This window comes from Pseudomonas sp. Pf153 (genome assembly GCF_001269775.1).
Taxonomy (GTDB): Bacteria; Pseudomonadota; Gammaproteobacteria; order Pseudomonadales; family Pseudomonadaceae; genus Aquipseudomonas; species Aquipseudomonas uvaldensis.
This window is the reverse complement of the sequence record NZ_LHVL01000026.1, coordinates 120,555-140,731: the sequence shown is the minus strand read 5'-3', so window position 1 is coordinate 140,731 and position 20,177 is coordinate 120,555. Positions and strand designations below refer to the sequence as shown.

Annotated in this window: 16 protein-coding genes; 12 read left to right on the top strand and 4 right to left on the bottom strand. The window is 61.0% G+C overall.

Features of this window, described 5'->3' with window-relative positions:
- Positions 1-56 precede the first annotated feature (56 nt).
- The 10 genes from rpsF (at position 57) to AD666_RS19850 (ending at position 13,796) form a co-directional block, all read left to right on the top strand.
- On the top strand, positions 57-485 hold the full coding sequence (rpsF, locus tag AD666_RS19895; protein WP_053155628.1) for a 30S ribosomal protein S6: 429 nt from the start codon (positions 57-59) through the stop codon (positions 483-485).
- Positions 486-513: 28 nt separating this feature from the next.
- Entirely contained in the window at positions 514-744 is a 231-nt protein-coding gene (gene rpsR / locus AD666_RS19890) for a 30S ribosomal protein S18 (protein ID WP_002551829.1), read from the top strand.
- Positions 745-780: 36 nt separating this feature from the next.
- Entirely contained in the window at positions 781-1,674 is an 894-nt protein-coding gene (locus tag AD666_RS19885) for a hypothetical protein (protein WP_053155626.1), read from the top strand.
- Between the two features lie 18 nt (positions 1,675-1,692).
- Positions 1,693-2,139 carry a 50S ribosomal protein L9 gene (gene rplI / locus AD666_RS19880; RefSeq protein WP_003186385.1) on the top strand — a complete coding sequence of 149 codons (447 nt, stop codon included), beginning with the start codon at positions 1,693-1,695 and terminating at the stop codon, positions 2,137-2,139.
- A 121-nt stretch (positions 2,140-2,260) separates the two neighbouring features.
- Positions 2,261-3,658: a replicative DNA helicase gene (gene dnaB, locus AD666_RS19875; RefSeq protein WP_053155624.1), complete on the top strand. Its 1,398-nt coding sequence runs from the start codon at positions 2,261-2,263 to the stop codon at positions 3,656-3,658.
- A gap of 231 nt (positions 3,659-3,889) precedes the next feature.
- Complete coding sequence (locus AD666_RS19870) at positions 3,890-6,190, top strand: YgiQ family radical SAM protein (RefSeq protein ID WP_053155622.1); 2,301 nt, start codon at positions 3,890-3,892, stop codon at positions 6,188-6,190.
- A 216-nt stretch (positions 6,191-6,406) separates the two neighbouring features.
- Positions 6,407-9,700 carry a DUF2126 domain-containing protein gene (locus tag AD666_RS19865; RefSeq protein WP_053155620.1) on the top strand — a complete coding sequence of 1,098 codons (3,294 nt, stop codon included), beginning with the start codon at positions 6,407-6,409 and terminating at the stop codon, positions 9,698-9,700.
- 208 nt (positions 9,701-9,908) lie between these two features.
- Complete coding sequence (locus AD666_RS19860; RefSeq protein WP_053155618.1) at positions 9,909-12,395, top strand: circularly permuted type 2 ATP-grasp protein; 2,487 nt, start codon at positions 9,909-9,911, stop codon at positions 12,393-12,395.
- Positions 12,395-13,288, top strand: coding sequence for a transglutaminase family protein (locus AD666_RS19855; RefSeq protein ID WP_053155616.1), 894 nt, complete (start codon positions 12,395-12,397; stop codon positions 13,286-13,288). The genes AD666_RS19860 and AD666_RS19855 overlap by 1 nt, the downstream gene beginning before the upstream one ends.
- Before the next feature lie 130 nt (positions 13,289-13,418).
- Positions 13,419-13,796 (top strand): NUDIX domain-containing protein, encoded by a 378-nt coding sequence (locus AD666_RS19850; protein WP_053155614.1) that lies wholly within the window; start codon positions 13,419-13,421, stop codon positions 13,794-13,796.
- Positions 13,797-13,820: 24 nt separating this feature from the next.
- On the opposite strand, the gene AD666_RS19845 is transcribed toward AD666_RS19850, so the two are convergent.
- Entirely contained in the window at positions 13,821-14,408 is a 588-nt protein-coding gene (locus AD666_RS19845) for a TIGR00730 family Rossman fold protein (protein WP_053155612.1), read from the bottom strand.
- 341 nt (positions 14,409-14,749) lie between these two features.
- Between AD666_RS19845 and azu the strand changes: the two genes are divergently transcribed.
- On the top strand, positions 14,750-15,196 hold the full coding sequence (gene azu, locus AD666_RS19840) for an azurin (RefSeq protein ID WP_053155691.1): 447 nt from the start codon (positions 14,750-14,752) through the stop codon (positions 15,194-15,196).
- A 121-nt stretch (positions 15,197-15,317) separates the two neighbouring features.
- Here azu and nadE read toward each other — a convergent pair whose 3' ends face one another.
- The 3 genes from nadE to AD666_RS19825 all read right to left on the bottom strand — a co-directional run bounded on the left by nadE (position 15,318) and on the right by AD666_RS19825 (position 18,432).
- Positions 15,318-16,145, bottom strand: coding sequence for an ammonia-dependent NAD(+) synthetase (gene nadE / locus AD666_RS19835; RefSeq protein ID WP_053155610.1), 828 nt, complete (start codon positions 16,143-16,145; stop codon positions 15,318-15,320).
- A gap of 4 nt (positions 16,146-16,149) precedes the next feature.
- Positions 16,150-17,376: a nicotinate phosphoribosyltransferase gene (gene pncB / locus AD666_RS19830; protein ID WP_053155609.1), complete on the bottom strand. Its 1,227-nt coding sequence runs from the start codon at positions 17,374-17,376 to the stop codon at positions 16,150-16,152.
- A 147-nt stretch (positions 17,377-17,523) separates the two neighbouring features.
- Entirely contained in the window at positions 17,524-18,432 is a 909-nt protein-coding gene (locus AD666_RS19825; RefSeq protein ID WP_053155607.1) for a LysR family transcriptional regulator, read from the bottom strand.
- A gap of 177 nt (positions 18,433-18,609) precedes the next feature.
- Between AD666_RS19825 and AD666_RS19820 the strand changes: the two genes are divergently transcribed.
- The gene (locus AD666_RS19820; RefSeq protein ID WP_053155604.1) at positions 18,610-20,100 is read left to right on the top strand and encodes an aldehyde dehydrogenase family protein; all 1,491 of its coding nucleotides are present in this window, start codon (positions 18,610-18,612) and stop codon (positions 20,098-20,100) included.
- Positions 20,101-20,177 lie beyond the last annotated feature (77 nt).

Here is a 20,177-nt window from a genome sequence, read left to right as displayed (position 1 = left end):
TTCACTCCTTGTCTGACCGTTTTTGAGCGGCAGGCTACAACCCGTAAGGAGCATTCATGCGTCATTACGAAATCATCTTTTTGGTCCACCCGGATCAAAGCGAGCAAGTCGGCGGCATGGTTGAGCGTTACACCAAGCTGATCGAAGAAGACGGCGGCAAGATCCACCGTCTGGAAGACTGGGGCCGTCGTCAACTGGCCTACGCAATCAACAATGTTCACAAGGCTCACTACGTGATGCTGAACGTTGAGTGCACCGGCAAGGCCCTGGCCGAGCTGGAAGACAACTTCCGCTACAACGATGCAGTGATCCGTAACCTGGTCATCCGTCGCGAAGAAGCCATCACTGGCCAATCCGAGATGCTCAAGGCTGAAGAAAACCGCAGTGAGCGCCGTGAGCGTCGCGACCGTCCTGAGCATGCTGACAGCGCCGAAGGCGATGACAGCGATAGCGACAGCGACAACAGCGACAACGCTGACGAGTAATCCACGGACCTTCTAAGGAGCCAATCACATGGCACGTTTCTTCCGTCGTCGTAAATTCTGCCGCTTCACCGCTGAAGACGTGAAAGAGATCGACTACAAAGATCTCAACACCCTGAAAGCCTACGTATCCGAGACCGGCAAAATCGTTCCAAGCCGCATCACCGGTACCAAAGCTCGTTATCAGCGTCAGCTGGCCACCGCTATCAAGCGCGCCCGCTTCCTGGCCCTGCTGGCCTACACCGACAGCCACGGCCGCTGAGACCGGGCAGTCGACACGTAGCAAAGGATTGAATGCATGCGCGCCATAGCTGAGTTCATCATGCGCGGCCGTATGCAGGCCACTCTGGTAGTGGCTGGATGTGCGGCATTGCCGTTGTTGTATTGGTTGGGTGCTGCCGCCGGGAGTCTGGTACTCCTGCGGCGCGGACCGAGGGACGCCCTTGGCGTTCTTGCTCTGGGATTGCTGCCGGCCTTGCTCTGGTGGCTGACTTCCGCTGACCCGCGGGCACTGATGGTGCTGCTGGGGTCTTCGGCGCTGGCGTTGGTGTTGCGCGCAAGCGAATCCTGGAACCGCGTGCTGCTGGTCAGCATAGCGCTGGGAGTGGTGTTTTCAGTGGTGCTCGGGGCGGCTTTCGCGCCCCAGATCGAGATGCTGTCGCAGGCTTTGATAAAAATCCTGCCCGAAGCCCTCGGCGAGCTCTACCGACAGATGACGGTAGAGGAGCAAGCGCGCTTTGCGTCCCTGGTTGCCCCGGTCCTGACCGGCCTGATTGCGGCCTTGTTGCAAATCGTCAGTGTGCTGAGCCTGATTATCGGGCGCTACTGGCAGGCGTTGTTGTACAACCCGGGTGGTTTTGGTCGCGAATTTCGCGCCATCCGTTTCCCGCTTGGGCTGGCGATGTTGCTGCTGGCGGGCATGCTTCTGGGGCCGAACTTCGGTCCACAGATGGCCATGCTCACGCCGTTGTGCAGCGTACCGCTGGTCTTCGCTGCCCTGGCCCTGATTCACGGGCTGGTGGCGCAGAAGCGACTGGCCAGGTTCTGGCTGGTGGGGTTGTACGTCACGTTGTTGCTGTTCATGCAGCTGATCTATCCGTTGCTGGTGGTCCTGGCCATCGTCGACAGCCTGATTGATTTTCGCGGTCGTATGGCGCCGAAAGACGCCGACAACGCGAACGGTGAAGGTTAAAAGTTAGAGGATTTTCACATGCAACTGATCCTTCTGGAAAAAATCGCCAACCTGGGCAACCTGGGCGACAAAGTAAACGTTAAGGCCGGTTACGGCCGTAACTACCTGCTGCCTTTCGGCAAGGCCACCGCTGCGACCGCTGCCAACCTGGCTGCGTTCGAAGAGCGTCGCGCCGAGCTGGAAAAAGCCGCTGCAGACCGTAAGGCATCGGCTGAAAGCCGTGCTGCCCAACTGGCCGAGCTGGAAGTGACCATCACTGCCACCGCTGGCGACGAAGGCAAGCTGTTCGGTTCGATCGGTACTCACGACATCGCTGACGCACTGACCGCCTCTGGCGTTGAAGTTGCCAAGAGCGAAGTTCGTCTGCCGAACGGCACCATCCGCAACGTAGGTGAATTCGACGTAGCCGTGCACCTGCACGCCGAAGTTGAAGCCACCGTACGCGTTGTTGTGGTAGCAGCCTAAGCAGCCCTGTCGGCTGGCACCCTCGGGTGCGAGCCGGTAACATCGGGCACGATCCTGTTTACAGGGTCGTGCCCTTTGTCTTTCTGCAACCCCTGCTTTTATCACCAGAATCCCAGTGGCCATGAACGAAATTACCGCCCCAGAGCAATACGATCTGCAAACCGCTGCCCTGAAGGTGCCGCCACATTCCATCGAGGCCGAACAGGCCGTGCTCGGTGGCCTGATGCTGGACAACAACGCCTGGGAACGCGTGCTCGATCAAGTCTCCGACGGCGATTTCTACCGCCATGACCACCGCCTGATTTTCCGCGCCATCGCCCGGTTGGCCGACCAGAACCTGCCAATCGACGTGGTCACCTTGGCCGAGCAACTGGACAAGGAAGGCCAGACGTCCCAGGTCGGTGGCCTCGGTTACCTGGGCGAGCTGGCGAAAAACACGCCGTCCGTCGCCAACATCAAGGCCTATGCGCAGATTGTCCGCCAGCGGGCGACCTTGCGTCAGTTGATCGGCATCAGTAATGAAATTGCCGACAGCGCATTCAACCCCGAAGGGCGGACCGCTGAAGAGATCCTCGACGAAGCCGAACGGCAGATCTTCCAGATCGCCGAGGCGCGGCCAAAGACCGGTGGCCCGGTCGGCGTCAACGACCTGCTGACCAAGGCCATCGATCGCATCGACACCCTGTTCAACACGGCGGACGCGATCACCGGCCTGTCCACCGGCTATACCGATCTCGACGAGAAAACCAGCGGCCTGCAACCGGCCGACCTGATCATCGTGGCCGGTCGTCCCTCGATGGGTAAGACCACTTTTGCGATGAACCTGGTGGAAAACGCCGTGTTGCGCAGCGATAAGGTCGTCTTGGTCTATTCCCTGGAGATGCCAGGTGAATCCCTGATCATGCGTATGCTCTCGTCCCTGGGGCGCATCGACCAGACCAAGGTCCGTTCCGGCCAACTGGAAGACGACGACTGGCCGCGCCTGACCTCGGCGGTCAACCTGCTCAATGACCGCAAGCTGTTCATCGACGACACCGCCGGTATCAGTCCGTCGGAAATGCGCGCCCGAACCCGTCGCGTGGCGCGTGAGCACGGCGAAATCGGCCTGATCATGATCGACTACCTGCAACTGATGCAGATTCCGGGTTCCAGTGGCGATAACCGGACAAACGAGATTTCCGAGATTTCTCGTTCCCTCAAGGCCCTGGCCAAGGAGTTCAACTGCCCGGTGGTGGCACTTTCCCAGTTGAACCGCTCCCTGGAACAGCGTCCGAACAAGCGCCCGGTGAACTCCGACTTGCGGGAATCCGGAGCGATCGAGCAGGACGCCGACGTCATCATGTTCGTGTACCGCGACGAGGTGTATCACCCCGAGACGGAGCACAAGGGCATCGCCGAAATCATCATCGGCAAGCAGCGGAACGGCCCGATCGGCTTTGTCCGCCTGGCGTTCATCGGTAAGTACACGCGCTTTGAGAACCTCGCGCCGGGTAGCTATAACTTCGATGATGACGAATAAGACCTTGTCTTTTTGAAGGGCTGCAATGCTCCTTGTGGGAGCGGGCTTGCTCGCGAAAGCGGTGGATCAGTCGACATCGATGTTGGATGTCCGACCGCTTTCGCGAGCAAGCCGCTCCCACATTTGATTTGCGTCAAGCTCCATCATTTCCGACCATAGTCGTCGGAATTGGTTATTTTTTGTGCTATATTCCGCGCCCGCGATTTTTCATCCTTTATACCGGTCATCGACATGCAAGCAGCCAAGCCGTTATTTGACTATCCCAAGTACTGGGCCGAGTGTTTCGGCCCGGCGCCGTTCCTGCCCATGAGCAGGGAGGAGATGGATCAGCTTGGCTGGGATTCATGCGACATCATCATCGTGACCGGCGATGCCTACGTCGATCACCCGTCGTTCGGCATGGCGATCATCGGTCGGCTGCTGGAGGCCCAGGGTTTCCGGGTGGGAATCATTGCCCAGCCGAACTGGCAGTCCAAGGACGACTTCATGAAGCTTGGCGAGCCCAACCTGTTTTTCGGTGTCGCGGCCGGCAACATGGACTCGATGATCAACCGTTACACCGCCGACAAGAAAATCCGTTCCGATGACGCCTACACCCCCGGTGGCCTGGCGGGCAAGCGGCCGGATCGTGCGAGCCTGGTTTACAGCCAGCGTTGCAAGGAAGCCTACAAGCATGTGCCGATCGTGCTCGGCGGGATCGAGGCGTCCCTGCGTCGCATCGCCCATTACGATTACTGGCAGGACCGGGTGCGCAACTCGATCCTGATCGACGCCAGCGCCGATATCCTGCTTTATGGCAACGCCGAACGGGCCATTGTCGAAGTGGCGCAGCGCTTGTCCTATGGTCAGAAAATCGAAGATATCACCGACGTACGCGGCACGGCTTTCATCCGCCGTGACACGCCCAAGGACTGGTACGAAATCGATTCCACCCGTATCGACCGTCCGGGCAAGATCGACAAGATCATCAACCCGTACGTGAATACCCAGGACACCGCTGCCTGCGCCATCGAGCAGGAAAAGGGCCAGGTCGAAGACCCGAACGAAGCCAAGGTCGTGCAAATCCTGGCGAGCCCGAAGATGACCCGCGACAAGACCGTAATCCGCCTGCCGTCGGTGGAAAAGGTGCGCAACGACCCTGTGCTCTACGCCCATGCCAACCGGGTGCTGCATCTGGAAACCAACCCTGGAAACGCCCGGGCGCTGGTGCAGAAGCATGGCGAGGTCGATGTCTGGTTCAACCCGCCGCCCATTCCCATGACCACCGAGGAAATGGACTACGTCTTCGGCATGCCTTACGCACGTGTTCCGCATCCGGCGTATGGCAAGGAGAAAATTCCAGCCTACGAGATGATCCGTTTCTCGGTGAACATCATGCGCGGCTGCTTTGGCGGCTGCACGTTCTGCTCGATCACCGAGCACGAAGGCCGGATCATCCAGAACCGCTCCGAAGAGTCGATCATCCGCGAGATCGAAGAAATCCGTGACAAGGTGCCGGGTTTCACCGGTGTCATTTCCGACCTCGGCGGCCCGACCGCGAACATGTACCGCATCGCCTGCAAGAGTCCGGAAATCGAATCCGCGTGCCGTAAGCCGTCCTGCGTATTCCCGGGCATTTGCCCGAACCTCAACACCGACCATTCTTCGCTGATCCAGTTGTATCGCAGCGCCCGGGCATTGCCGGGGGTGAAGAAGATCCTTATCGCGTCCGGCCTGCGCTACGACCTGGCGGTCGAGTCGCCGGAATACGTCAAGGAACTGGTGACCCACCACGTCGGTGGCTACTTGAAGATCGCCCCGGAACACACCGAGGAAGGTCCGCTCAACCAGATGATGAAACCGGGTATCGGCACTTATGACCGGTTCAAGCGGATGTTCGAGAAGTTCAGTAAGGAAGCCGGGAAAGAGCAGTACCTGATTCCGTATTTCATCGCCGCCCACCCAGGCACGACCGACGAAGACATGATGAACCTGGCGCTGTGGCTCAAGGGCAATGGGTTCCGTGCCGACCAGGTGCAGGCGTTCTACCCGTCGCCGATGGCCAGCGCCACGGCGATGTACCATTCGGGCAAGAACCCGCTGCGCAAGGTCACTTACAAGAGCGACGGCGTCACCATCGTGAAGAGCGAGGAGCAGCGCCGTCTGCACAAGGCTTTCCTGCGCTATCACGACCCCAAGGGCTGGCCGATGCTGCGTGAGGCACTGACCCGCATGGGCCGCGCCGACCTGATCGGGCCGGGCAAGCATCAGCTGATTCCGCTGCACCAGCCAGCCACCGACAGCTACCAGAGTGCCCGCCGCAAGAACTCGACGCCGGCGGGTAGCCACAAGGTGGGCAAGGAAACCACCCGGATCCTGACCCAGCACACCGGTCAGCCACCACGCGCCAGTGACGGTGGCAATCCGTGGGACAAGCGCGAGCAAGCCAAGGCCGCGGCCTTCGCTCGCAACCAGAAGGCGGCCAAGGAGCGCAAGGATGCCGCGAAGGGCAAGGGACCCAAGCCGGCGCGCAAGCCTGTCGTGCCGCGCTGATCTTTGAGCGAGAAAGTAAAACGCCAGCCTGAGAGCTGGCGTTTTACTTTCTGGCGCGGCGCTAAGCCATTGCCCGGTTCCTATGGCAGGAATACGGGCGTCATGGGTTTTTAGTGCTCTACTGTCCTGTGCAGACGAAAAAAGTGTCCGGCTTGCCCGCATGGCATAAGTCTTGCCCCGCTTTCGATAACGCTCCAGGCCCGCAGGAGGCACGCCGTGTCGATCCATGTCGCTTTGCATCACGTCACGCATTACCGCTACGACCGCTCCGTCGAATTGGGCCCGCAGATCGTTCGCCTGCGCCCGGCGCCCCATAGTCGTACACGCATTCTGTCTTATGCCTTGAAGGTTTCGCCCGATAAGCACTTCATCAACTGGCAACAGGATCCCCAGGGTAATTACCTGGCGCGACTGGTGTTTCCCGAGAAAACCCGGGAACTGCGGATCGAAGTCGATCTGCTGGCGGAAATGGCGGTGTTCAATCCATTCGATTTCTTTCTCGAGCCCTACGCCGAGCAGATTCCGTTTACCTATGCGGCTGATGAAAAGCACGAGCTGATGCCTTACCTGGAGAAGCTGCCGCTGACACCTCGTTTCAAGGCTTATCTGGACAGCATCGAGCGGGCGCCGTTGCCGGCGGTGGATTTCCTGGTGGGGCTCAACCAGCGGCTGAGCAAAGACATCGACTACCTGATTCGCATGGAGCCGGGCGTGCAGACGCCGGAGCACACCCTTGAACGAGGGTCTGGCTCCTGTCGCGATTCGGCCTGGCTGTTGGTGCAGCTCCTGCGCCACCTTGGGCTGGCCGCGCGTTTCGTTTCCGGTTACTTGATCCAGTTGACCGCCGATGTCAAAAGCCTCGATGGCCCTTCCGGCACGGAAGTGGATTTCACGGATCTGCATGCCTGGTGCGAGGTCTACCTGCCGGGCGCCGGCTGGATTGGCCTGGATGCGACGTCCGGGCTGTTTGCCGGCGAAGGACATATCCCATTGGCCTGTAGTCCTGATCCGTCCTCGGCGGCCCCCATCACGGGCCTGGTAGAACCTTGCGAGTGCGAATTCAGCCACGAAATGGCTGTGGAACGGATCTGGGAAGCACCCCGGGTGACCAAGCCTTATACCGACGAGCAGTGGCTGGCGATCCAGGCGTTGGGCCAGCAGATCGATGCCGATCTGCTGGAAGGCGATGTGCGGTTGACCATGGGCGGCGAGCCAACATTTGTTTCCATCGATGACCCGGACGGTGCCGAGTGGAACACCGCCGCGCTCGGACCCGACAAGCGCAGGCTCTCCGCCGAGTTGTTTCAGCGGCTGCGCAAGCACTACGCACCCCGGGGGCTGGTGCATTTTGGTCAAGGCAAATGGTACCCCGGCGAGCCGCTGCCACGCTGGTCGCTCAATTGTTATTGGCGGCGTGACGGGGTGCCGATCTGGCACAACGACGCCTTGATTGCGGATGAGCAGCAGGATTACGGTGCCGATGGTGGGATGGCCGGGCGATTTCTGACGAGCGTCGCTGAGCGTTTGAAAATCCCTACGCGCTTCGTATTCCCTGCCTACGAAGACAACTTCTATTACCTCTGGCGTGAAGGCACCTTGCCCTTGAACGTCACCGCGCAAGGCCCGCGCCTGGAAGATGCCCTGGAGCGGGCACGGCTGCGCAAGGTATTCAGCCAAGGCCTGGATAAAATCATCGGCCAGGTCCTGCCGCTGGCGCGCACCGCCAAGGGTGATCAATGGCAAAGCGGCCGCTGGTATCTGCGGGACGAACATTGCCGGCTGGTGCCGGGAGATTCGCCCCTGGGCTATCGCCTGCCCCTGTCGTCCCAGCCTTGGGTGAAGGCGGCGGAGTATCCCTTTATCCATCCCACCGACCCGAACCAGGATCTGCCCGGGCTGCCGGACGCCGCGCAGTTGGCCGACCATGGCGAGGCGGTTGTCCACCAGGACCGGGCGCCCGCCATCGACGAGTCGGCCGACTGGCTGACCCGCACGGCATTGTGTGCCGAAGCGCGGCAAGGGCGGTTGTATCTGTTTATGCCGCCGCTGGAGCGGGTCGAGGATTATCTGGAACTGGTCGCCGCCATCGAGGCGACGGCCGAGGAACTGCAATGCCCGGTGCTGCTGGAAGGCTACGAGCCGCCGAGCGATCCGCGCCTCGGTAATTTCCGCATCACGCCCGATCCGGGTGTGATCGAGGTGAATGTGCAGCCATCAGCGACCTGGGATGAACTGGTGGAGCGCACCGAGTTCCTCTACGAGCAGGCGCGACTCACCCGGTTGACCACCGAAAAATTCATGATCGATGGCCGGCACACCGGTACCGGTGGCGGTAACCATTTCGTACTGGGCGGTGCGACGCCCGGTGATTCTCCCTTTCTGCGGCGCCCCGACCTGCTGCGCAGCCTGATCAGTTACTGGCATAACCACCCTTCATTGTCCTATCTGTTTTCCGGATTGTTCATCGGCCCGACGTCCCAGGCGCCACGGGTGGACGAAGCGCGCAACGACGCGTTGTATGAGTTGGAAATCGCCTTCGCGCAAATGCCGCGGCCCGGCGAAGAATGCCCACCCTGGTTGGTGGACCGGTTGTTGCGCAATCTGCTGATCGACGTGACCGGCAACACCCACCGTGCTGAATTCTGTATCGACAAGCTTTACTCACCGGACGGTGCTACCGGGCGCCTCGGCCTGTTGGAGTTGCGTGCATTTGAAATGCCGCCTCATGCGCGCATGAGCCTGGCCCAGCAACTGCTGTTGCGCGCGCTGGTGGCACGGTTCTGGCGCGAGCCTTACGCACCGGCAAAGCTGGCGCGCTGGGGCACGGAACTGCACGACCGGTTCCTGTTGCCGCATTTCATCGAGCAGGATTTTGCCGACGTCATTGCTGAGCTGAATGTCGCCGGTTACCCGTTGCGGGCCGAATGGTTCGCTGCGCATCTGGAGTTCCGTTTCCCCAAGGTGGGCGATTACGCGGTGGGCGGTGTCGAGCTGCAACTGCGCCAGGCCCTGGAGCCCTGGCATGTGCTGGGGGAAGAGGGGGGCGGAGGCGGAACCGTACGCTATGTGGATTCATCCCTGGAGCGCTTGCAAGTCAAGCTCAGCGGCATGGCGCCGCAACGCTATCTGTTGACCTGCAATGGCGTGCCGGTGCCGCTGCAACCCACGGGCCGGGTCGGCGAGTTCGTGGCCGGGGTGCGTTTTCGCGCCTGGCAGCCGGCCAGTTGCCTGCAACCGACCATCCCGGTCCATGCGCCGCTGGTCTTCGACTTGCTCGACACCTGGGGGCAACGCTCCATGGGCGGTTGCCAGTACCACGTGGCCCATCCGGGCGGGCGCAATTACGACAGCCTGCCGGTGAATGCCAACGAAGCGGAAAGCCGGCGGATGGCGCGTTTCTTCCGTGTCGGACATACGCCGGGGAAACTGTCGATACCCAGCGTGGTGGTGGATGATGAGTTTCCGCTGACGCTCGATCTGCGGCGTTTTCACGGGGCCACAAAAAGCTAAGCGTACATCCAGTGGCGAGGGAGCTTGCTCCCGCTGAGTGCGTAGCGCTCACAACAAAAGGGCCGCTTCGCAGCCCAGCGGGAGCAAGCTCCCTCGCCACGATAGTTCCAGACAGAAAATGGCTGCCAGACCCGACACAAAACACATCTATCCGGCCGTCATCTGCTTGCGCTAGTCTGATCTTTCATTGCCGTCTGCCGAGCTTTCCATGCCTGACCTGCTTGACCGTTACCCGCTGACCACGGGCACCTACCACGAACTGTTGGACGACAGCGGTGCGGTCCGTCCCCACTGGCGGCGACTGTTGGATCAGTTGCAGCGCAGTACCCCGACCCAATTGGCCCAGCGCCAGGCATTACTGGCGCGGCAAATCCAGGAAAACGGCGTCACCTATAACGTCTATGCGGACCCGAAGGGGGCCGATAGGCCATGGGAGCTGGACCTGCTGCCCCATGTGATCGACGCGCAAGAATGGAAGCATCTGTCGGCGGGCATCGCCCAGCGCGCGCGCTTGCTCAACGCGGTGTTGGCCGACCTGTATGGGCCACAGCGGCTGATCAGTGAAGGGCTGTTGCCGGCGGAACTGGTATTCGGGCACAACAATTTTCTCTGGCCCTGCGAGGGCATCACACCGCCGGACGGGACCTTCCTGCATCTGTACGCGGTGGACCTGGCGCGCACGCCCGACGGTCGCTGGTGGGTAACGGCGGACCGCACCCAGGCACCTTCCGGAGCCGGTTATGCATTGGAAAACCGCATGATCGTCTCCCGGGCCTTCCCCGACCTGTATCGCGACCTGAACGTGCGGCACCTGTCCGGTTTCTTCCGTACATTGCAGGAAACCCTGGCGCGCCAGGCGCCCAGCGATGGCGAGCCGCCGCTGGTGGTGCTGCTGACGCCGGGGCGGTTCAACGAAAGTTATTTCGAGCATCTGTACCTGGCGCGCCAGCTCGGTTACCCGCTGGTGGAAGGCGGTGACCTGACGGTTCGGGACGCCACGGTGTACCTCAAGACCCTCAGCGGGCTGCGTCGGGTCCATGCCATCATGCGTCGGCTCGACGATGATTTTTGCGATCCCCTGGAGTTGCGCACCGACTCGGCCCTTGGGGTGCCGGGATTGCTGGAGGCGGTGCGCCAGGGCCGGGTGCTGGTGGCCAATGCCTTGGGCAGCGGCGTGCTGGAGTCGCCGGGCCTGTTGGGGTTCCTGCCGAAGATCAACCAGTTCCTGTTTGGCGAGCAATTGCTGCTGCCGTCCATTGCCACCTGGTGGTGCGGTGAACCACCGGTCCTGGCCCAGGCCTTGGAAAAACTGCCTCAACTGTTGCTCAAGCCGGCGTTTCCTTCCCAGAGTTTCAAGCCGGTACTGGGGCGTGACCTGACCGAGGCGCAGCGCGCGCAATTGGCCGCGCGCATGCAGGCACGGCCCTACGCCTATGTCGCCCAGGAACTGGCGCAGTTGTCCCAGGCACCGGTGTGGCAGGCTGAAGATGGCCAGATCCAGCCACGGGCCATTGGCATGCGGGTGTATGCGGTGTCCGCAAAGGATGAGTATCGGGTGTTGTCGGGTGGCCTGACCCGCGTGGCCGCCAAGGCCGACGCCGAAGTGGTGTCGATGCAACGCGGCGGCGCCAGCAAGGACACCTGGGTACTGGGGGAGCAGGCGCCCGGTGGCGAGCAATGGAAAGCCCAGCGAACCGTGGGCGTACACGATCTGGTCCGGCGCGATCCCTACCTGCCGTCCCGGGTGGTGGAAAACCTGTTCTGGTTCGGTCGTTATTGCGAACGCTGCGACGGCAGTGCGCGGCTGTTGCGGATCATGCTGGCGCGTTATGTCGATGGCGATGATCCGCAAGCCCTGCAGTCGGCGGTATCCCTGGGGGAGAGCCTGATGCTGCTGCCCGAAGAAGGCGAATTGCCTGAGCGGTTGCTGGCGGCGTTGCTGGGGGAGGATTGGTCGTTCAGCCTGCGTTCCAACCTTCAACGCTTGCAATGGGCGGCGTCGCAGGTACGCGGCAAGCTGTCCCGGGAGAACTGGCAGGCGCTGGTGGAATTGCAGCGCGAAGCCTTGGAGCTGGAAACCGGAGAGCCGGACTTCGGCGAGCTGATGGATTTTCTCAACCGCTTGGTGATGTCCTTGGCGGCGTTGTCCGGCTTCGCCCTCGACGACATGACCCGCGATGAGGGCTGGCGCTTCCTGATGATCGGGCGGCGCCTGGAGCGTCTGCAGTTTCTCAGCAGCAGCCTGTCGGCGTTCCTGCGGGGCGAGGCCGTGTTCGATCAGGCGGGGCTGGAATGGTTGCTGGAATTGGGCAACAGCAGCATCACGTATCGCTCCCGTTATCTGGCGGTGGCCCAGTTGATCCCGGTGCTCGACCTCTTGCTGCTGGATGAGCAGAACCCCCACGCGGTGCTCTTCCAGTTAAAACTGGTGGCCCGAACACTCAAGCGTCTGAACGATGACTTCGGCGCCCCCCGGGACACCGCGTTGCCGGAGCTGGTGATGCGCCTGTCGCGCTTCGACCTGCGCTGCCTCGAAGATCCGCTGTTCGGCGAAGCCAGCCTGCGCGCTGCGCTCGATGGTTTGGCCGACCTGTTGCAGGAGATCGCCGATGTCAGCGGCCAGGTGTCGGATCGCCTGGCCTTGCGCCATTTTGCCCATGTCGACGATGTCAGCCAGCGCACGGTGTCCGTCTGATGAACGCTCGTTACCAGATCTTCCATGACACCCATTACCACTACGACAGCCCGGTGTCCCTGGCCCAGCAACTGGCCCATCTGTGGCCGCGTACCTGTGACTGGCAGCGTTGCACCGAGCAGCAGCTGACGATCAGTCCGGAGCCGACGACCCGGCGCGACGAACGGGATGTCTTCGGCAATCCGCTGACTCGCCTGGCGTTCGAACGGCCCCACGACGAGTTGCTGGTCAACGCACGCTTGAGCGTCGAGGTGCTGGCCCGCCCCGAACCGGATTTCCGCCTGTCGCCGGCCTGGGAAGCGACCTGTAGCGCGCTGACCTACAGCAGCCGACCGCTGTCAGCCGCAGTGCTGGAGGCCTGTCGCTACCGTTTCGAGTCGCCTTATGTGCATCTCAAGCGCAGCTTCGTCGATTTCTCCGAAAGCTGCTTCCCGCCGGGACGCCCGCTGATGGCTTGCGTTCGGGCACTGATGGAAAAGATCTTCGACGAGTTCACCTTTGATGCCGAAGCGACCCAAGTGGCGACCCCATTGGTGGAGGTGCTGGAGCGGCGGCGAGGCGTTTGCCAGGACTTTGCCCACCTCATGCTGGCGTGTGTGCGGTCCCGTGGGCTGGCGGCGCGTTACGTCAGCGGCTACCTGCTGACCCAGCCACCTCCCGGCCAGCCACGGCTGATTGGCGCCGATGCGTCCCACGCCTGGATCTCGGTGTTTTGCCCGGTATTGGGCTGGGTGGACTTCGACCCGACCAACAACGTGCAGCCGGCTTTGGAGCATATCACCCTGGCCTGGGGCCGGGATTTTTCCGATGTATCGCCGTTGCGCGGTGTGATTCTGGGGGGCGGTAGCCATGATCCCGAGGTGCGGGTGACGGTGATGCCAGTTGAATCGTAAGAGAAACGCTTTGTGGGAGCGGGCTTGCTCGCGAAAGCGCACTGTCAGTCAATGATGATGTAGCTGACTCACCGCCTTCACGAGCAAGCCCGCTCCCACAGCGTATGTATTGAATAGGGAGGAAAGCCCCATGTTTCCGGTTTCCATCAAAGGCGTGCTGCAGTCCCCCGAAGGCCTGATCGTGCTCATGCTCAATGAGCGCGATGAGTGGGAGCTGCCCGGCGGGCGAATTGAAGTGGGCGAGACGGCGCCGCAATGCCTGGCGCGGGAAATCGTCGAGGAGTTGGCGGTCGAGGTCAGCGTGGGGGAGCCGCTGGACTCCTATCTGTTCGAAGTCATTCCCGGCAAGCACGTCTTCATTTCCACTTACCGCTGCCAGTTGCTGGGCGGTTTCGTGCCGACGATCAGCCATGAGCACAAAGAGATCGGACTCTTCGAGCCGGGCCGGTTACCGGCCAATCTGCCGGAAGGCTATCGCCAGTCGGTTGCCAAAGCGTTGGGGGGGTGAGGGCCGGTGTCGGCCCCCGGCTTTTCAGTCGGTTTTTTGTTCGACCCATTTGGGTGGTACCGACGGCTGCCATTCATCCAGCGCGTCGAGCAGGTCCCGTGGCGATTCGCTGACTTGCAGCATGTCGCGATGAGCTGCGCGGACGAAGCCTTCCTCGACGATGTGATCGAGAAATCCGGTGAGTTTGCTGTAGAAGCCGTTCACCTCCAGCAACCCCAACGGTTTACCGTGATAGCCGAGTTGGCCCCAGGTCCAGACTTCGAATAATTCTTCCAGTGTGCCGAGGCCGCCGGGCAGCGCGATGAAGGCGTCGCTGAGTTCAGCCATGCGGGCCTTGCGAGCGTGCATACCATCGACCACTTCCAGGCGTGTCAGGCCACTGTGGCCGATCTCTTTATCCTTCAGGCTTTGCGGGATGATACCGATGACTTCACCGCCGGCCGCCAGGGCGGCATCGGCGACAATGCCCATCAGGCCCACGGCACCGCCGCCATAGACCAGGGTCAGCTTTCGCTCCGCCAAGGCCCGGCCCAGGGCTTGGGCCGCTTCGCGATAAGCCGGGTTGGCGCCGGTGCTGGCGCCGCAAAATACACAAACAGACGCTAAGGACATGCTTTACTCCAGGATCGATAACCGCTCCAGAGTAAAGTCTGTATAGAAAATTGCGAAGGCTTAGATCTCGCGACGGGGTTTTTCATAGGTGCCACTGGCGCCACAGGCGTACGCGGCGAGCAGGCTGCAAATCAGGCTGTTGAAGTTCATGGTGATCGCTCCTCTAAGGTGATGAGGCCGATCATAGAGCGGTGCAGTACGTATGGCCGGTTGATTGTATCCATTAGGCTGATAGCCTTAAGTTGTATACAGTTTTTGATTCAGGTCATAGGAACTTGTCTGAAATTCAGGCAGTCTTCCCCCTTGAAGGAATTTTGTTAACCATGCCTTGGAGATTCATGATGTTCGCCAAACTTGTAGCAGTATCCCTGTTGACACTGGCCAGCAGCCAACTGATGGCAGCGGAGTGCAAGACCACCATCGACTCGACTGACCAAATGTCCTTCAGCGCCAAGGACATTGTGATCGACAAGAGTTGCAAGACGTTCACGGTTGAATTGAAGCACACCGGCAAATTGCCAAAGAACGTCATGGGTCATAACTGGGTGCTGAGCAAAGCGACTGACATGCCGCTGATTGCCTCCGATGGTATGAGCGCGGGTGTCGATGGAAACTACCTGAAGGCCGATGATGCCCGCGTCATCGCCCACACCAAGCTCATTGGCGGCGGGGAAACGGATTCCGTAACCTTCGACGTTTCGAAACTCAAGGCAGATGAAACATACGGTTTCTTCTGCTCGTTCCCTGGCCACATCTCCATGATGAAAGGCACCGTTACGCTGAAGTGAGTGCTCCAGATACAAGAAAGCGCCCGAGCAGGGCGCTTTTTTTTTTGCGCAATTTCTGAAGTCGGCACCCATCCAATGTGGGAGCGAGCAGGCTCGCTCCCACAGGAAAGGACGTCGCCCGTTACGGCGCGTACGGCAACACCCGCTTGTGCTCGGTCTTGCGATAGGTTTCGCAAATGATCCTGGCCGCTTCCTCCCGTATCGTCTTACCATGCAGGAAGGCATCGATCTCGCCGTAGGTCACTCCGTGGGCGGCCTCGTCGGGCTTGCCCGGAGACAGGTCTTCGAGGTCGGCGGTAGGGACCTTTTCCACCAGCGACTCCGGCGCACCGAAGTCACGGGCAATCGCCCGGACCTGGTTTTTCACCAGGCCGCTCAACGGCGCCAGGTCACAGGCGCCGTCGCCGAACTTGGTGAAGAAACCCATCACGGCTTCGGCCGCATGGTCGGTGCCGATCACCAGGCCTTGTTCGGCGCCGGCGATAGTGTATTGCGCAACCATGCGCATCCGCGCTTTGGTATTGCCCAGTACGAAGTCCCGCGAGCCCGGTCCCTTGCCTTCGAAGGCCAGGATTTCCTTGGCCAGGGCCTTGACTGCCGGCCCGATGTTGACGGTATGGCGCTCGTCCGGCTCGATGAAGTCCACGCAGGCCTGCGCTTCATGCTCATCGAACTGGGTTTCGTACGGCAGGCGCACGGCGATGAACTTATAGGCCGCGTTGCCGGTTTTCTCCCGCAGTTCGCGTACGGCACGCTGGGCCAGCAGGCCGGCGGTCAACGAGTCGACGCCGCCACTGATCCCCAGCACCAGACTCTTGAGCCCGGAGTTGACGAGGCAATCCTGAATGAAGGCTACCCGGCGAGCGACCTCGGCCTTGAGGGCCGCGTCATCGGCGAACGGTGGCTGAACCTTGAGCTGTTCAGCAATCTCACGCTGTACGGCTTGCATGAATTCACTCCTTGCTTGATCTGTCAGAAAGGGCGGCAGGTACTTGGAAAACATGTCGCATGTAGGCGACGAAATTCGGATCCTTGCAGTGGGTCTTGCCGGGCTCGTCTGAAATCTTGGCCACGGGTTGCCCGTCACAGCTGATCATTTTAAGCACGATACTCATGGGCTCAACGCCTGGAATATCACAGGTCAGATTGGTGCCGATACCGAAGCTCACATTGATGCGACCACGCAATGCCCGAAATATCTCCAGGCATTTGGGCAGCGTCAGACTGTCGGAGAACACCAGGGTTTTGCTCATCGGATCGATACCCAGCTTGTGGTAGTGGGCAATGGCTTTCTCGGCCCAGATCACCGGGTCGCCCGAGTCATGCCGCAGGCCGTCGAACAACTTGGCGAAGAACAGATCGAAGTCGCCGAGGAAGGCGTCCATGGTGATGCAGTCGGTCAACGCGATGCCTAACAGGCCACGGTACTCGCGTACCCAGCAATCGAGAGCAGCGATCTGGCTGTCGATCAGCCGTGGGCCCAGTTGCTGATGGGCCATGATCCATTCATGGGCCATGGTGCCCAAGGGCTTCATGTCCAGCTCACGGGACAGGTGCACGTTGCTGGTGCCGACGAAGCGCCCGGGGAAATCGTGCTTGAGCACGTTCACCACTTCTTCCTGGGTACGGTAGGAGAACCGGCGACGGGTGCCGAAGTCGGCGACCTGCAGTTCGGACAACTCGTCGGCGCTGGCGTTGGCGGTCAGCCAGTCGAACTTGCGGTACAACTGTTCCCGCGCTTGCTCCAGGACGACTTCACGGTAGCGGTAGCGATTGCGCACCTCGCTGACGATGGACAGCAGCGGCACTTCGAACAGGATGACGTGCAGCCACGGCCCACGCAGGCGGATGAACAGCTCGTTGTTTTCGATGCCGGTGTGCACGTAGCGCAGGTTGAAGCGGAACAGCCCGAGAAAACGCAGGAAGTCTGGCTTGAGGAAGGTGATGCGCTCCAGGAAACCCAACTGGTCGGCGCTCAGGTTCAGCTCGGCGAGCCGTTCGATCTGGAAACGGATCTCCGCCAGGTACGGGCGCAGGTCTTCGCTGTTGCGGCAACGAAATTCCCATTCGACTTCGACGTTGGGGTAGTTGTGCAGCACCGCCTGCATCATCGTCAGCTTGTAGAAGTCGGTGTCGAGCAGGTTCTGCACGATGCGATCGGCAAACACACTCTCGCTCATGGTGGGGTCTCCAGACAGGTCGCCGCAATCGGCAGCGGGCGGACAACGGTTATGGATGAAGTGCCTAGTGGCGCATAACCGGGATGGATATTGCCAGTGATTTATCGTCACAGACATCTTCTGTGGCGAGGGTTGTACTGGATGAGGTTAATGCGCCAGATCCGGATTGCCGATCTGCTCCAGCATCCACTCCACGAAGAGTTTTACCTTAGGCACTTCCGCCGAGTGTTCGGGGTACGCCAGGTAGTAGGCGTTGGTGCTGGGCATCGCATGTTGCCACGGGATGACCAGCTTGCCGTCAGCCAATTCTTCTTCCACCAGGAAACGCGGCAGCAGGGCGACACCGCAGCCGACCTGCGCGGCACGAATGCACATGTAGAAGGTTTCGAAACGCGGTCCGTGATAACTGTGTTCGGTGTGATAACCCTGGTCGTCGAACCAGTCATGCCAGGCCTGGGGGCGCGAGGCGTTTTGCAGCAGCACCAGGTCCGTCAGTTGTGTCGGTTCGGTGAAAGGCTTGTCTGGCAGGCTTCCTGGCGCGCAGACCGGTACCAGTTGTTCGCCGAACAGCTTCAGCGATTCGGTACCGGGGCGTGAGCCCTGGCCGAAGTAGAACGCCAGGTCGCTACGGCCTTGTTGCAAGTCATCGGCTTCCTGCTCGCTGCACAGATCCAGGTGAATCGTCGGATGCCGCAGGCGCCAGCCCTTCAGGCGTGGGACCAGCCAGCGTGCTCCGAAGGTTGGGGGCGTCGAGACTCGCAGGACTTCGGTATCGCCGCCGTAAGAGCGCAGGTAATGGGTAGACATTTCCACCTGCGAGAGGATCTTTCGAACCTCCCCCAAGTACAAATTCCCGGCCGGCGTCAGTTGCAGGCGTCGACGCACGCGGCGAAACAGCAGATGCTGCAAGAGCTCTTCAAGCTGTGCGACTTGCTTGCTGACCGCGCTCTGGGTCAAGTGCAGTTCCTCGGCTGCGCGGGTGAAGCTCAGGTGACGAGTCACTGCTTCGAAGCACTGCAACGCCGTGATCGACGGCAAATAGCGTTTGTTGAGCATGATGAGGCCTTGTTTCCTGTCGCTCGGCGTGCCGCATGACGGGCAGCATGAATAAACGGAATGATATCTCGCTTAAAGGTCGTTTGTTGGCAAGTCTCGGGCCAGCTAAAACTACAGGTCTGATCAGCCGTGCAGGTTCGGCTGCCAATCCTTTTTCTTTTGCTTGAGGAATTAACCATGGTTGCTGCATTGCTTGATCGTTTGGGCGTCGCCCCGGCCCTGTACCAGAACGGCACGCAGGCGGTGCATTCGCCCATCGATGGCGGTCGCATCGGCGCCGTGAACTGGGAAGGTGCCGCTGAAGTCGAGCAACAGGTCAGCCGCGCCCAGCATGCCTTCGACCTGTGGCGCAAGGTGCCGGCCCCGCGTCGCGGTGAGCTGGTGCGTCAGTTTGGCGACCTGCTGCGCGAATACAAAGCCGATCTTGGTGAACTGGTGTCCTGGGAGGCCGGCAAGATCACCCAGGAAGGTCTGGGCGAAGTACAGGAAATGATCGACATCTGCGACTTCGCCGTCGGCCTGTCCCGCCAGTTGTACGGCTTGACTATCGCTTCCGAGCGTCCGGGCCATCATATGCGCGAAACCTGGCATCCGCTGGGCGTGGTCGGCGTCATCAGCGCCTTCAACTTCCCGGTGGCGGTGTGGGCCTGGAACACCACGCTGGCGCTGGTCTGTGGCAACGCGGTGATCTGGAAACCGTCGGAGAAGACGCCGCTCACCGCCCTGGCCTGCCAGGCGTTGTTCGAGCGCGTGCTGAAGAACTTCAGCGACGCGCCGCCGTACTTGAGCCAGGTGATCATCGGCGGCCGCGATGCCGGCGAGGCGTTGGTGGACGATCCGCGCGTGGCGTTGATCAGCGCCACCGGCAGCACTCGCATGGGGCGCGAAGTCGCGCCGAAGGTCGCGGCACGCTTCGCGCGCAGCATCCTGGAGCTGGGCGGTAACAATGCCATGATTCTTGCTCCGAGCGCCGATCTGGACATGGCCGTACGTGCCATCCTGTTCAGCGCCGTCGGCACCGCTGGCCAACGCTGCACCACCCTGCGTCGCCTGATTGCCCATGAGTCGGTGAAAGAAGAAATCGTCACCCGTCTCAAGGCCGCTTATTCGAAGGTGCGCATTGGCCATCCATTGGAAGGCAACCTGGTCGGGCCGCTGATCGACAAGCAAAGCTTCGACAACATGCAGGACGCCCTGGAACAAGCCCTGAGCGAAGGCGGTCGGGTGTTTGGCGGCCAGCGCCAACTTGAAGACACGTTCCCGAATGCCTATTACGTGTCGCCCGCTATCGTCGAGATGCCCGAGCAGAGCGACGTGGTCCGCCACGAAACTTTTGCGCCGATCCTGTATGTGATCGGCTACAAGGATTTCGCCGAGGCGTTGCACCTGAACAACTCGGTGCCACAGGGCCTGTCGTCCTGCATTTTCACCACTGACGTGCGTGAAGCCGAGCAGTTCATGTCGGCCGTGGGCAGCGACTGCGGCATCGCCAACGTCAACATCGGCCCGAGCGGCGCGGAAATCGGTGGCGCGTTTGGCGGCGAGAAAGAAACCGGCGGCGGTCGCGAATCCGGCTCCGACGCCTGGCGTGCCTACATGCGCCGCCAGACCAACACCGTGAACTATTCGCTGGAGTTGCCGTTGGCGCAGGGGATTACCTTCGACTGAAGTCCGTCAACGAAAATCCCTGGGAGAGCGAGCCTGCTCGCGATGGCGGCTTGCCATGCAAGATTTGTGTGGCTGAT